This is a genomic window from Thiobacillus sp., from assembly GCA_024235835.1.
Classification (GTDB): domain Bacteria; phylum Pseudomonadota; class Gammaproteobacteria; order Burkholderiales; family Thiobacillaceae; genus PFJX01.
Genome location: JACKLQ010000002.1, coordinates 205,457 through 218,177, shown reverse-complemented (window position 1 = coordinate 218,177; position 12,721 = coordinate 205,457). Strand labels below are relative to the sequence as shown.

At 66.9% G+C, this 12,721-nt stretch carries 11 protein-coding genes and 1 other RNA gene; 8 read left to right on the top strand and 4 right to left on the bottom strand.

All coding sequences use genetic code 11. The features are described from left to right. Positions 1-48: 48 nt before the first annotated feature. Together H6935_09220 and H6935_09215 are read right to left on the bottom strand one after the other, a co-directional pair. Entirely contained in the window at positions 49-372 is a 324-nt protein-coding gene (locus tag H6935_09220; GenBank protein MCP5278528.1) for an NAD(P)H-dependent oxidoreductase subunit E, read from the bottom strand. A 21-nt stretch (positions 373-393) separates the two neighbouring features. Beyond that, positions 394-747 (bottom strand): nucleotide pyrophosphohydrolase, encoded by a 354-nt coding sequence (locus tag H6935_09215; GenBank protein ID MCP5278527.1) that lies wholly within the window; start codon positions 745-747, stop codon positions 394-396. A 139-nt stretch (positions 748-886) separates the two neighbouring features. On the opposite strand from H6935_09215, the gene H6935_09210 reads away from it, so the two are divergent. Further along, positions 887-2,899, top strand: coding sequence for a HAMP domain-containing protein (locus H6935_09210; GenBank protein MCP5278526.1), 2,013 nt, complete (start codon positions 887-889; stop codon positions 2,897-2,899). Here H6935_09210 and H6935_09205 read toward each other — a convergent pair. Beyond that, complete coding sequence (locus H6935_09205; protein MCP5278525.1) at positions 2,889-3,443, bottom strand: NUDIX hydrolase; 555 nt, start codon at positions 3,441-3,443, stop codon at positions 2,889-2,891. The genes H6935_09210 and H6935_09205 overlap by 11 nt on opposite strands. A 31-nt stretch (positions 3,444-3,474) precedes the next feature. After that, entirely contained in the window at positions 3,475-5,316 is a 1,842-nt protein-coding gene (locus H6935_09200; protein MCP5278524.1) for a hypothetical protein, read from the bottom strand. 197 nt (positions 5,317-5,513) lie between these two features. On the opposite strand from H6935_09200, the gene H6935_09195 reads away from it, so the two are divergent. The 7 genes from H6935_09195 (at position 5,514) to H6935_09165 (ending at position 12,719) form a co-directional block, all read left to right on the top strand. After that, positions 5,514-6,881 (top strand): TrpB-like pyridoxal phosphate-dependent enzyme, encoded by a 1,368-nt coding sequence (locus H6935_09195; GenBank protein MCP5278523.1) that lies wholly within the window; start codon positions 5,514-5,516, stop codon positions 6,879-6,881. A gap of 291 nt (positions 6,882-7,172) precedes the next feature. Next, complete coding sequence (gene aroG, locus H6935_09190) at positions 7,173-8,249, top strand: 3-deoxy-7-phosphoheptulonate synthase AroG (GenBank protein ID MCP5278522.1); 1,077 nt, start codon at positions 7,173-7,175, stop codon at positions 8,247-8,249. Positions 8,250-8,359: 110 nt separating this feature from the next. Next, positions 8,360-8,457: signal recognition particle sRNA small type (gene ffs / locus H6935_09185), an RNA gene on the top strand. Positions 8,458-8,522: 65 nt separating this feature from the next. After that, a complete protein-coding gene (dnaX, locus tag H6935_09180) occupies positions 8,523-10,142 on the top strand; it encodes a DNA polymerase III subunit gamma/tau (GenBank protein MCP5278521.1) in 1,620 nt (539 codons plus the stop codon). Between the two features lie 15 nt (positions 10,143-10,157). After that, positions 10,158-10,505 (top strand): YbaB/EbfC family nucleoid-associated protein, encoded by a 348-nt coding sequence (locus H6935_09175; GenBank protein MCP5278520.1) that lies wholly within the window; start codon positions 10,158-10,160, stop codon positions 10,503-10,505. A 68-nt stretch (positions 10,506-10,573) separates the two neighbouring features. After that, entirely contained in the window at positions 10,574-11,170 is a 597-nt protein-coding gene (gene recR, locus H6935_09170; GenBank protein MCP5278519.1) for a recombination protein RecR, read from the top strand. A gap of 22 nt (positions 11,171-11,192) precedes the next feature. Then, positions 11,193-12,719, top strand: a complete 1,527-nt coding sequence (locus tag H6935_09165) for an HDOD domain-containing protein (protein ID MCP5278518.1) — start codon at positions 11,193-11,195, stop codon at positions 12,717-12,719. Positions 12,720-12,721 lie beyond the last annotated feature (2 nt).

The window sequence follows — 12,721 nt, the reverse complement described above, 5'->3', positions numbered from 1 at the left end:
ATGCCTTGTTCCCTCACCCCATCCCTTTCCCGGGGGGAGAGGGAGGGACTAGATCTTCAGCCGCTCCACCACCTTGCCGTCCCGCAGGTGGGACTCCAGGATCTCGTCGATGTCCGCCTCGTCCACGTAGGTGTACCAGGTGGCGTCCGGGTAGACCACGCACACGGGGCCCTGGTCGCAGCGGTCCATGCAGCCGGCCCGGTTCACCCGGCAGTCGCCCCCCTTGCCGTGCAGGCCGAGCTTCTTGGCCTTCTTCTTGGCGTGTTCGAACAGGGCCTCGGCGTTGTGGTCGGCGCAGCAGGCGCCGCCGTCCTCCCGCTGGTTCAGGCAGAAGAACAGGTGGTGGCGGTAGTAGGGCTTTGGGTCGCTCATGGTGGGGTCGGGATCGGTGGGTCAGAGTTCGTGGGACTTCGCGCAGGAACCCTTGGCCTTCTCCACGGGGTACTTGCGCGCATTGATGGCCAGCTTGTCCTCGGCGGCCTGGAGGAGATCGATGTCCAGGCAGTTGGCCAGGCTCACCAGGTAGATGAGCACGTCCGCCATTTCCTGGCGCACGGCCTCCCGCTTGGGCTCCGGCAGTTGAAGGCTTTGCTCCGGGGTGAGCCACTGGAAGGGTTCCAGCAGTTCCGCCGCTTCCACGATGAGGGCGGCGGTGAGGTTCTTGGGGTCGTGATACTGGTGCCAGTCCCGCTCGCGGCCGAATTGCCGCACGGCGGCGGAAAGATCTTCGAGGGTGCTGATCGGCATGACGGAGGAGGGCAGGGCGAAACCGTCGGCATGTTACCACCCGGACCCGGCGGCCGCTGTCCGGCCTGCGGTGCGGGCGGCCTCAAGTTGCGATGGTTTTGTCCGATAAAGGCCCATTGTCCGTGGCCATGAGACCACCATGCTGAAGCCCATCATCGCCCTGCTAAACCGCCTGAGTTTTTCCGGGAAATTTCTGTTGACGGTGGGAATAGCCCTGATCCCCATCCTCTATCTCCTGGCCATGGCCATTCCCAACCTGATCCAGGCCTATGCCATCGCTGACCGGGAGGTGAAGGGCATCAGCTTCCTGCAGACCATGCAGCCCGCCCTCATCGCCACCCAGAAACACCGGGGGCTGTCCAATGCCTGGCTGTCCGGCGATGCCGCCGCGGAACCCAAGGTGCGCAAGGCGGCGGCGGACATGCAGGCGGCCCTGGTGGCGTTGAACGCCCGCGCCGCGGAGAATGTCAATGCCTTCGGCGAGGCGGAGGGCATCAAGACCATCGGCGAGCAATGGTCGCCCCTGGCGGCCCAGGGGGCGGATACGCCGGCGCCCCAGAGCTTCGCCACCCACACGAAGCTGGTGGACCACATCCTCGACCTGGCCCAGGACATGGCCTTCCGTTCCGGCCTGACCCTGGACCCGGAGGCGGACAGCTTTTATCTCCAGGACAGCATCGTCAACCAGGCCTGGCCCCTGATCGAGCTGCTGGGCAAGACCCGGGGCAAGACCGCCGGCATCCTGGCGCGCAAGGCCATCACCCCGGACGAGAAGGCCCAGGTGACTGCTCTCACGGCCCAGATCCGGGTGTATGCGAAAAACCTGGCCAACAACCTGGCCTATGCCATGGAGGTCAACCCCAGCCTGCGGGAGCGCCTGGCGCCTTTGAGCGAGGCCATGCAGGAAGAGGTGCGGCGCGGCGTGGAACTGACCATGAGCGAGGCGGTGGCGGAAGGCTTTACCCTGCCCAGCACCGAATATTTCGCCGCCGCCACCCGGCCCATCGACGCGGCCATCCAGTTTACTGACGTCGCCACAAAAGCCCTCACCCACATTCTGGAAGGGCGCAAGCAGTCCAACCGCGAGCACATGGTGTTCAGCATCGCCCTCACCCTGGTCATGCTGGGCCTCACGGGCTACATCGTCTTGGGCATGCACGCGGGTATCCTCCAGGCCGTGGGGGAGGTGAACCTCACCTCCACCGCCCTGGCCGCCGGCGATTTGAGCCGCCCCGCCCGGGTGGCCAGCCGGGATGAGCTGGGGCGTATCGCCACCGACGTGAACCGGGCCCGGGAGGCCCTGGCCCAACTGATCCAGAGCGCCAAGGACGCGGCCGACCAGGTGGACATCGCCTCCCATGAGGTGGCCGCCGGCTCCAATCTCATCGCCCAGGCCACCACCCGGCAAAGCGAGGCGATTTCCTCGGCGGCAGCTTCGGTGGAGGAACTGACCGTATCCGTGTCCCACACCGCGGACCAGACCCAGGACGCCAACGCCACCGCCGATGAGGCGGGACGCATGTCCGACCAGGGCCAGAGCGTGGCCAACGAGGCCAGCCGGGAAATGATCGTCATCGCCCAGGCGGTGCGGGACGCGGCCCGGCAGATCGAGGGCCTCAACGTCCGCGCCGACGAGATCAGCGGCATCGTCCAGGTGATCAAGGACATCGCCGACCAGACCAACCTGCTGGCCCTGAATGCCGCCATCGAGGCGGCCCGGGCCGGGGAGCAGGGCCGGGGCTTCGCCGTGGTGGCGGACGAGGTGCGCAAGCTGGCGGAGCGCACCTCCGGCGCCACCACCCAGATCACCGGCATGATCAGCGCCATCCAGCAGGAGACCCGCCAGGCGGTCACCAACATGGATGCCAGCAGCCAGCGGGCCGAGGTGGGGGAGCGCAGCGTGGGCGAGACCGCCCGGGTGCTTACCGATATCCATGGCGCGGCGGAACTGGTGCGGGAAAAGGTGGACGAGATCGCCAGCGCCTCCAGGGAACAGCGCATCGCCAGCACGGAGATCGCCCAGAACGTGGAACGCATCGCCCAGATGGTGGAGGAAAACAGCGCTTCCTCCGAGCAGGTGTCCACCACCGCCGCCCACCTGGGGGACCTGGCGGCGCGCCTCAAGTCGGAGCTGGATCAGTTCAAGGTTTGAGTGCTGTCAGGGCGAAGCGCTCGTACCACAGCAGGCCCATCACGGTCTTGGCCTCGTCGATGCGGCCGTCGCCGATCATGGCGATGGCCTCCGGGAGGGGCACCCGCAGGATCTCCAGGAATTCGTCCTCGTCCATGTTCTCGCCGCTGTATTCCAGGCCCTCCGCCAGGAAATAAACCAGGCGCTCGTTGGCGTAGCCGATGCAGGGGTAGAAGGTGGGCAGCTCCGACCAGCTTTGGGCCAGGTAGCCCGTTTCCTCCTGGAGTTCCCGCCGGGCGCAGGCCAGTTCGGTTTCGTCCGGGTCGAACTTGCCGGCGGGCAGTTCGATGAAGTCCCGCCGCAGGGGATAGCGGTGCTGGCGCTCCAGCAGGATGTCGCCGTTCTCGAACACCGGGATGATCACCGCCGCGCCGGGGTGGACGATGTATTCCCGGGTGGATTCGGCGCCGTCCGGCAGGCGCACCCGGTCTTTCTTCACGTGCAGCAGGCGGCCCCGGTATTCGTCGCGGGAGTCCAGGGTGTGTTCTGTGAGGTCGGCTTTCATGACGGAGGCACGGGCGGAAGCGGAAGGGGTCTCATTTTCCCTTATTCCGGCGGCCTCCTGTCACTGGCGGTTGCGCCACCGGCCGGAAGGCACGACCTTCACCCCGCAGGAAGCGGATGAAGAACTCGAACAGCACCAGGCGGGTGGTCTGCACGAACACCAGCAGCCCCTCCAGGGCCAGGGCGAAGAGGTTGCCCAGCACCATGACCAACCACCAGCCCCAGGAGCAGTCCGTGGCCTCGGCCAGGGTGAGCACGGCCTGGGAAAGGGCGGCGTGGCCCAGGGCGAAGGCCCCCACCCGCAGGAAGGACAGGGTGTTGATGCTCAGCTCGAAGATCCCCAGCAGCAGGTCTCCCACCAGGATGGGCAGGGCGGCGCGCCGCCCACCGGCAGGGGCCTGATGAATTCCGGCGCCGAGGAACTGCAGGGCGGCTGCTCCGGCCAGCAGGAAGGCGGGGGGATAAACCAGACCCAGCAGGACGGCCAGGTACAGCACCGCCATGGCCCCTTCTTTCCAGAACCATGGACGCCCCTCGCCTCGCCAGTGGGCCTGGACGCCGGCGAAGACCAGTCCCAGCAACATCAGCAGGGCGCCGAAGACCATGGGGATGGCCAGCACCAGCAGGGGCGCATCCAGGGGGGGCTGCCATAGCGGCGGGATCAGGTCGTGAAGGCCGAACACATCCCCGGCAAGCAGGCCGAAGATCATCGCCGATATGCCACAGGGGATGAGGAACCTGACCTTGGGCCAGCGTGGCGAGAGGGCCAGGGCGGCCACGGCCAGCACCAGGCCATGGCCCAAGTCGGGGAACATGTAGCCGAACAGCAGGGGCACCACCAGGGCCAGCAGGCCCGTGGGGTCCACCTCCTGACGCCCCGGCGGGCCCAGCATCTCCACCAGGGGCCGGAAGGGCTGGGCCCACCAGTCGGCGGCGCTGGCCACGGGTGGGGCCGCCTTGGCCGGGGGCCGGGGGCTGCGGATGATGGCCTGGATGCCCGCTTTGGCCAGGGCGTCCCGCAAGGCATCCGGCCGGACCGTGGTCCAGCCGCAGATCCGGTTGAGCGGGCCGGCTCCCAGGGTGTCGGGGGCATGGTTCAGGTACCACCGCAGGGTGCCCACGTCCGCCCTGTCCTGGGCCACCTGGACTTCCTCCCGGAGGGTGCGCAGCTCAATCTTGCGATGGGCCAGCTCCCGGTGGGCGTCCGCCAGGCGGTGCTGCAATGCCCGGCGCTGGTCCTCCGGCCCGCCGGCCAGCCAGGCGGGGATCGCGATCTGCTCGCAGCCGTGCTCCACCGCCAGTTGGCGTATCAGGTGGCGTTTCTCCGGGAGCCCCGCCACGTAGAGGAAATCCCAGTCCTGGCCGTGCAACACCTCCTCGACTCCTTCCCTGGGCAAGGGAACCTGGGCCGCCTGCTTGGGACAGGCAAAAAGGCATTTGCACAGGAACCGGGATTTGCTGAACACCCGGTCAAGATCCACCGCGTCCCGGGCCATGGCCTCCACGCACTCCCGCAGCAGCATCAGGTGGTGGATTTCGGCCTCCAACTGGTCCATGCGGACATGGGCCAGATCCACCCTGTCGCACCAGTGCCGCAAGCGATGCAGGGCCTGGTTGGCAAGGTGGATGGGATCACCCACCAGGTGGGAGGCCTGGGCACCGATGTGGGGCATGTCCGCCCCATGGGCCCTGGCCAGATGATGGAACTGGTCCACGAAGTAGCGCAGCCTGGACGTTTCCGTGGCGTCCACGGGGCGGGGGTAGGTCTCCAGTTCCACCGCGCCCGTGCGGGCCAGCACCTCCACACCCTGCACCGTCTGACTGCGGGGCAGGTAGGTTTCGAACCAGCGGGCCTGGGCGGGGCGGAGGGGCATATGGATATTGTGTATCTCCTGGTTTCATCTTGGCATATCGGCCCAGGGACTGCTCTACCCTGTCCTGGGTCATGTATTTGACTGCCCTGGAAAGGTAGGATGCCAACTTTCGCCGCTGATTCAAGTTGTGCCAGGGCCGCTGTCGGACGGTCCGGGCACGACTTGAAACCTGAACTGACCACTAGGAGAACCTGACCATGCCCCAGACCAAGATCCTGCTGGACGAGAGCGACATCCCCACCCATTGGTACAACGTGGTGGCGGACATGCCCAACAAGCCGGCGCCTCCCCTGGGGCCGGACGGCAAGCCCGTGGGCCCGGAGGCCCTGGCGGCAATCTTCCCCATGACCTTGATCGAGCAGGAAGTCTCCGCCGAGCGCTGGATTCCCATTCCCGAGCCGGTGCGGGAGGCCTACCGCATGTACCGGCCCAGCCCCCTGTTCCGCGCCCACAAGCTGGAAGCGGCCCTGGGCACCCCGGCGAAGATCTATTACAAGTACGAGGGTGTCTCACCGGCCGGCTCCCACAAGGTCAACACCTCCATCGCCCAGGCCTATTACAACGCCCAGGCGGGCATCAAGCGCCTGGCCACCGAGACCGGCGCTGGCCAGTGGGGCTGTTCCCTGGCCCTGGCCGGGCAGATGTTCGGCATCGACGTGCGCGTCTACATGGTGAAGGTGTCCTACAACCAGAAGCCCTACCGCCGCTCCATGATGCAGACCTGGGGCGCCGAGGTGTTCGCCAGCCCCACACCCAACACCGTGTCCGGCCGCAAGATCCTGGAACTGGACCCGGAATCCAACGGCAGCCTGGGCATTGCCATCTCCGAGGCCGTGGAAGAGGCCGCCAATCGGCCCGACACCAACTACGCCCTGGGGTCCGTGCTGAACCACGTCTGCCACCACCAGACCGTCATCGGCCTGGAAGCCAAGAAGCAGTTCGAGAAGGTCGGCGACTACCCGGACATGGTGTTCGCCTGTTGCGGCGGTGGCTCCAACTTCGCCGGCACGGCCTTCCCCTTCCTGGCGGACAAGGCGGCGGGGGATGCCAAGGCCCGGAACACGCGCCTGGTGGCGGCGGAGCCTACCTCCTGCCCCACCCTCACCAAGGGCCACTATGCTTATGACTTCGGCGACGCGGTGGGCCTGACCCCCCTGATGCTCATGTACACCCTGGGCCACGACTTCATGCCCCCGGGCATCCATGCCGGCGGCCTGCGCTACCACGGCGACTCGCCCCTGGTGTCCCAGCTCTACCACGAGAAGCTGATCGAGGCGGTGGCCGTGCCCCAGGTGGCCACCTTCGAGGCCGGCGTGGCCTTCGCCCGGGCCGAGGGCATCATTCCCGCGCCGGAGTCCTGCCACGCCATCCGCGCCTGCATGGACGAGGCCCTGCGCTGCAAGGAAACCGGCGAGCCCAGGACCCTGTTCTTCAACCTCTCCGGCCATGGCCACTTCGACATGTCCTCCTACGACCGCTATTTCTCCGGCCAGCTGGAGGATTACGCCTATCCGGAACACGAGATCGAGGCGGCCCTGCATCGCCTGCCGAAGGTGGCTGCCTGAAATTCAGGTTTTGGCTGGGCTCTCAAGTCGTTCGCTGGGCCGACCCAAGAACGACTTGGCCCCCTCGGGGGGCGGCAACGACCGAAGAGAGATGGCGGGGGCCGTGCCATGTCAGCCAAGGTCTGATAGCATCCTGCCCCATGAATACCACTGCGCGCTATTTTCGATTTAGCCAACCCCTCCTCCCGGCGGTTGGGAAGCACGCGCGCAGTTAATCGACGTTGTCCCCGAAAAACCGCCAGCCTGGCGGTTTTTTTGTTTGGGCTGGCACCACGACAGGAGTAGTGAACCATGACGGGCTACCGTACCGATGACACCCGGATCGAACAGGGCGATGAACTGCTGGCCCCCATGCAGGTCATGCGCGAGCTGAAGGCCTCGGAGACGGCCCTCAAGACCACTTTCGACGGGCGCAAGCAGATACATGACGTGCTGCGGGGTGCCGACGACCGTCTGGTGGTCATCGTCGGGCCCTGCTCCATCCACGACACCAGGGCGGCCATGGAGTACGCCCACAAGCTCAAGGCCCTGGCGACGGAACTGGCCCGGGAACTGGTGGTGGTCATGCGGGTGTACTTCGAGAAACCCCGCACCACCGTGGGCTGGAAGGGGCTCATCAACGATCCCCACCTGAACGAGAGCTTCGACATCAACGAGGGCCTGCGCCTGGCCCGCAAGCTGCTCCTGGAGATCAACGAGCAGGGCCTGCCCTGCGGCACCGAGTTCCTGGACCTGATCTCGCCCCAGTACATCGCCGACCTGGTGTCCTGGGGGGCTATCGGCGCCCGCACCACGGAATCCCAGTCCCATCGCCAGCTGGCCTCGGGCCTGTCCTGTCCCGTGGGCTTCAAGAACGGCACCGATGGCAACATCCGTATCGCCGTGGATGCCATCAAGGCCGCCAACGCCCCCCACCACTTCGTGTCCATCACCAAGTCCGGCCATGTGGCGGTGTTCAGGACCGCCGGCAACGAGGACTGCCACGTGATCCTGCGGGGGGGCAAGAAACCCAACTTCGATGCCGAGAGCGTCAGCCAGGTATGTACCGACCTGGCCGCCGCCGGTTTGCGCCCCCAGGTGATGATCGACCTGTCCCACGCCAACTCCAGCAAGCAGTTCGAGCGCCAGATCGAGGTGGGCCAGGACGTGGCCCGGCAGATCGCTGCCGGCGACGAGCGCATCATGGGGGTGATGATCGAAAGCCACCTGAGCCCGGGGCGCCAGGACCTGGTGCCTGGAAAGCCCCTGGCCTACGGCCAGTCCATCACCGACGCCTGCATCGGCTGGGATGCCACCGAGCCTCTGCTGCGGGAACTGGCAGCGGCAGTCCAGGCGCGCAGGCTGGCGGAGCCCCGGAGAGACGAGTGACGTGAGCCCCCGGCGCTGACCCTCGGTCTGCGCTGCCCCCGAGGGGGCAAGCCGTCCTTGGGGCGGCCCAGCGGACGACTTGGCGGCCCTGCTCGTGTAGAATCCGGGGCGGCGGGCCTCCCCGCATGGTCAAGCCGTGAATCTGGTCAGGTCCGGAAGGAAGCAGCCACAGCGGTCCATGCCAGTGCCGGGGGTCAGGCTCGCCACCTCATTCATATCGCCCAGTACGCACCCGTTGAGACCCCGCATGACCAGACTGGCCTTGTTCGCCTGATGAGCCATCAAGTCCTTGCCCGCAAATGGCGGCCCCGCACCTTTGAGCAACTGGTGGGCCAGGAGCATGTGGTGCGCGCCCTGTCCAATGCCCTGACCCAGGGGCGCCTGCATCACGCCTACCTGTTCACCGGCACCCGGGGGGTGGGCAAGACCACCCTGGCCCGCATCCTGGCCAAGTGCCTGAACTGCGAGAGCAGCGATACGCCCACCGCCCAGCCCTGCGGCCAGTGCGGCGCCTGCACCCAGATCGACAGCGGCCGCTTCGTGGACCTGATCGAGCTGGACGCCGCCTCCAACACCGGCGTGGACAACATGCGGGAGATTCTGGAGAACGCCCAGTACGCCCCCACCGCCGGGCGCTACAAGGTCTACATCATCGACGAAGTGCACATGCTCTCCCGCAATGCCTTCAACGCCATGTTGAAGACCCTGGAGGAGCCCCCGGGCCACGTCATCTTCATCCTGGCCACCACGGACCCCCAGAAGGTGCCAGTGACGGTACTGTCCCGCTGCCTGCAGTTCAACCTGAAGCAGATGCCCCCCGGCCATGTATCAGGTCACCTGAAGCACGTGCTGGAGGCGGAAGGGGTGGAGTTCGATACCGGCGCCCTGCACCTGCTGGCCCGGGCGGCCGCCGGCAGCATGCGGGACGCCCTATCCCTCACGGACCAGGCCATCGCCTACGGCCAGGGGGCCTTGAAGGAGGAGGAGGTGCGGGGCATGCTGGGGGTCATAGACCAGGCCTACCTGCTGCCCATCCTTTTTGCTCTCGCCGACGGCGACGGCCCCCGGTTGATGAAGGAGGCGGACGAACTGGCGGCCCGGGGCTTCTCCTTCGACGCGGCCCTCCAGGATCTGGCGGGCCTGCTGCACCAGATCGCCCTGGCCCAGACCGTGCCCGAGGCGGTGGACGAGGACGCCCCCGAGCGGGAACGCCTGTTCGAGCTGGCCAGGAGCCTGGACCCGGAGACTGTTCAGGTCCAATACCAGATCGCCACCCTGGGGCGCCGGGACCTGGAATGGGCCCCGGATGAATTCGCCGGTTTCTCCATGACCCTGCTGCGCATGCTGGCCTTCATGCCGGGAGAGCCCCCTTCCGTGCCGCCGCCGGGCAGGCGCTCAGGCAATGAAAGCCGTCCAGCTGCGGGGGGCGCGGCCGCCCCTCACCCCGGGGCGGCTGCCAAGGTGCATGCCGTCCCGGCCAGCCCAGTGGCGGCCAACGAGCCCCTGGAGGGCTTCGACGGCAACTGGCGCCGCCTGGCCGAAGGCCTGCCGGGCCTGGTGCGCCAGTTGGCCATGCAATGCGAACTGGCCGGGTACGACCCGCGCAGCCTGCGCCTGCGGCTGCCGGAAGGACAGAAAACATTGCTGGCCGGTTTCGGCGACAAGCTCAAGGCCGCATTGGCGGAACGCCTGGGGGCAGGCGTGCGGGTGGACATCGAAGTGGTGGAGCAGGTCGGCGAGGCCTCTCCCGCGGCCCTTCGCGCCCGGGAACAGGCCAATCAGCAGAGCGAGGCGGAAGCGGCCATCCGCGCCGATCCCTTCGTGCAGACCCTCGTGCGGGAGTGCGAGGCCTCCATCAACAACATTCGCCCCCTGACGGGCACCGGCAACTAGGAACAGGACAGAGACATGATCAAAGGCGGAATGGGCGGCATCGGCAACCTGATGAAGCAGGCCCAGCAGATGCAGGAAAATATGCAGAAGATGCAGGCCAGGATCGCGGAAATGGAGGTGGAAGGCGCCTCCGGCGCGGGGCTGGTGAAGGTGGTCATGACCGGCAAGCACGACGTGAAGCGGGTCACCATCGATCCCAGCCTCCTGGCCGATAGCGGTGACGACGCGAAGGAGATGCTGGAGGACCTCGTCGCGGCAGCCATGAACGACGCGGTGCGCAAGGTGGAGGATATGGTGCAGGAGAAGATGGCCGGCGTTACCGCGGGCCTGCCCCTGCCTCCAGGCTTCAAGCTACCCTTTTAATATGGGATGGGGGATGAGGGATGGGTGATGAGAAACCCCATCCATCATTCCCCATTCATCCTTCCCGAATGCTTCTTCCTTCCTCCCTCGACGCCCTCATCGACGCCCTGCGGGTGCTGCCCAGCGTGGGCCCCAAGTCTGCGGCGCGTATGGCCTATCATCTGCTGCAACGCAACCGCCCAGGCGCCGCCCGCCTGGCGGGTGCCCTGACCAACGCCCTGGAGCGCCTGCACCACTGCCAGCGCTGCAACAACTTCTCCGAAGCCCCGGTGTGCGACCTGTGTCGCAACCCCCGGCGGGACCCGCGCACCCTGTGCGTGGTGGAAATGCCGGCCGATCTCAACCGCCTGGAAGAGACCCAGGCCTATCGGGGCCTGTACTTCGTGCTCATGGGGCGGCTGTCGCCCCTGGACGGGGTTGGGCCCCGGGACATCGGCCTGGAGCAACTCATCTCCCGGGCCCAGGACGGGGAGACGGAGGAGGTAATCCTCGCCACCAACTTCACGGCTGAAGGGGAGGCCACGGCCCATTACGCCGGCGAGATTCTGAAGGCCAAGGGACTGAAGGTCAGCCGCATCGCCCGGGGGCTGCCGGCGGGCGGTGAACTGGAGCACGTGGACGGCATGACCATCGCCCAGGCCCTGCAGGATCGCAGGCCTGCCTGAACGTGCCCAGGGCAAACACGAGATGAGCACGGATACCGCACTGGAAACCCTGCTTCAGCGCATGAACCAGGGGGGGGATTTCCCCGCCCTGTCCCATACCATCAGCGAGCTCAACAAGGCGGTCAGCGACGAGAACGGCCACTCCAGCGCCCTGACCGAGATCATCCTGCGGGACGTGTCCCTCACCAACAAGCTGCTGCGCCTGGTGAACGCGGCCTACTACGGCTCCTTCAGCGTGCAGCCCATCAGCACCATCTCCCGCGCCGTGGTCATCCTGGGTCTGGATGCGGTACGGGACGCGGCGATCTCCCTGCTGCTGTTCGAGCACCTGGAGAACCACGCCCAGGCGGAAGAGCTCAAGGCGGAGGCGGTGGACAGCTTCTTCTGCGGCACCCTGGGACGCATGCTGGCTTCCAGCGCCGGCGTGCGTGACAGCGAGGAAGCCTTCATCAGCGCCCTGTTCCGCAATCTGGGGCGGCTCATGGCGCGCTTTCATTTCTACGAAGAAACCGTGCAGGTCGCTGAACGCATGGAGGCGGACCAGCTCAGCGAAGCGGCGGCGGCAAGGGTGGTGCTGGGGGTGGACTACGAGCAGCTGGGCCTGGCCATCGCCAAGCAATGGCACTTCGCCCCCAACATCCTGCATGCCATCACGCCCGTCGGCGAGGGCCCCGTGCGGGCGGCGAGCTCCCTGGACGGGCGTCTGAGGGTGGTGGCCAACCTGGCCCAGGAACTGCACCAGACCTATGCCAGGAACCTGCCGCCTGACCAGCAGCGGCAGGCCATCAACGCCTTGTGCGAGCGCTACAAGGACGCCGCCAAGGTGAGCGTGGAGTCCCTGGCTGAGACGGCCCACAAGGCCGCCCAAACGGTGCAGCGGGAAGCCCACATCATCCGTACGGACGCCAGGCGCAGCCCCTTGATGCAGCGCCTGCTCAAGCCTGGCCAGGCGGAGCAGGAAGCGGCGGCGGGGCAGGAAGCCGGGGAGGAGGAGGAGGTCATGGCAGGGCTCGACACCTCCCGGGAAGGGGAGTCCATGGACCCCACCAGCATCCTGGCCCAGGGCATGCAGGACCTCACCAGCCTGATCCTGGGGGAATACCAGCTCTCCGACGTGCTTAAGATGGTGGCGGAACTGTTCTACCGCAGCGGCAGCTTCGACCGGGTCCTCGTCAGCACCCTGGACCGGGGCAGCCAGTGCCTGCTGGGGCGTGTGGCCTTCGGGCCCAATGCGGAGGCGCTGCGCCGGGCCTTCCGCATCCCCCTCTCCTTTGCCCCGGACGTGTTCCATGCCGCCCTGTCCAAGGGCCAGGACATCCTCATTTCCGATGCCACGGCGGACAATATCCGTGATCGCATCCCCCCCTGGTACCGGGACAGCACCAACGCCCACGCCTTCCTGCTGCTGCCCATCGCCATCAACGGCAAGTCGGTGGCCATGCTCTACGCCGACCGGCAAGCCCAGCCCCTGGAACTGACGGGCCAGATGCTGGGCATGCTGAAGGCCCTGCGCAACCAGGCCACCCTGGCCATACGCCAAAAACTGTGAGT

Coding starts and splice junctions, on each gene's coding strand:
- aroG (MCP5278522.1), top strand. CDS start 7,173: ATGACGGGCTACCGTACCGATGACACCCGGATCGAACAGGGCGATGAA.
- H6935_09165 (MCP5278518.1), top strand. CDS start 11,193: ATGAGCACGGATACCGCACTGGAAACCCTGCTTCAGCGCATGAACCAG.
- H6935_09205 (MCP5278525.1), bottom strand. CDS start 3,443: ATGAAAGCCGACCTCACAGAACACACCCTGGACTCCCGCGACGAATAC.
- H6935_09195 (MCP5278523.1), top strand. CDS start 5,514: ATGCCCCAGACCAAGATCCTGCTGGACGAGAGCGACATCCCCACCCAT.
- H6935_09215 (MCP5278527.1), bottom strand. CDS start 747: ATGCCGATCAGCACCCTCGAAGATCTTTCCGCCGCCGTGCGGCAATTC.
- H6935_09210 (MCP5278526.1), top strand. CDS start 887: ATGCTGAAGCCCATCATCGCCCTGCTAAACCGCCTGAGTTTTTCCGGG.
- recR (MCP5278519.1), top strand. CDS start 10,574: ATGCTTCTTCCTTCCTCCCTCGACGCCCTCATCGACGCCCTGCGGGTG.
- H6935_09175 (MCP5278520.1), top strand. CDS start 10,158: ATGATCAAAGGCGGAATGGGCGGCATCGGCAACCTGATGAAGCAGGCC.
- H6935_09220 (MCP5278528.1), bottom strand. CDS start 372: ATGAGCGACCCAAAGCCCTACTACCGCCACCACCTGTTCTTCTGCCTG.
- dnaX (MCP5278521.1), top strand. CDS start 8,523: ATGAGCCATCAAGTCCTTGCCCGCAAATGGCGGCCCCGCACCTTTGAG.
- H6935_09200 (MCP5278524.1), bottom strand. CDS start 5,316: ATGCCCCTCCGCCCCGCCCAGGCCCGCTGGTTCGAAACCTACCTGCCC.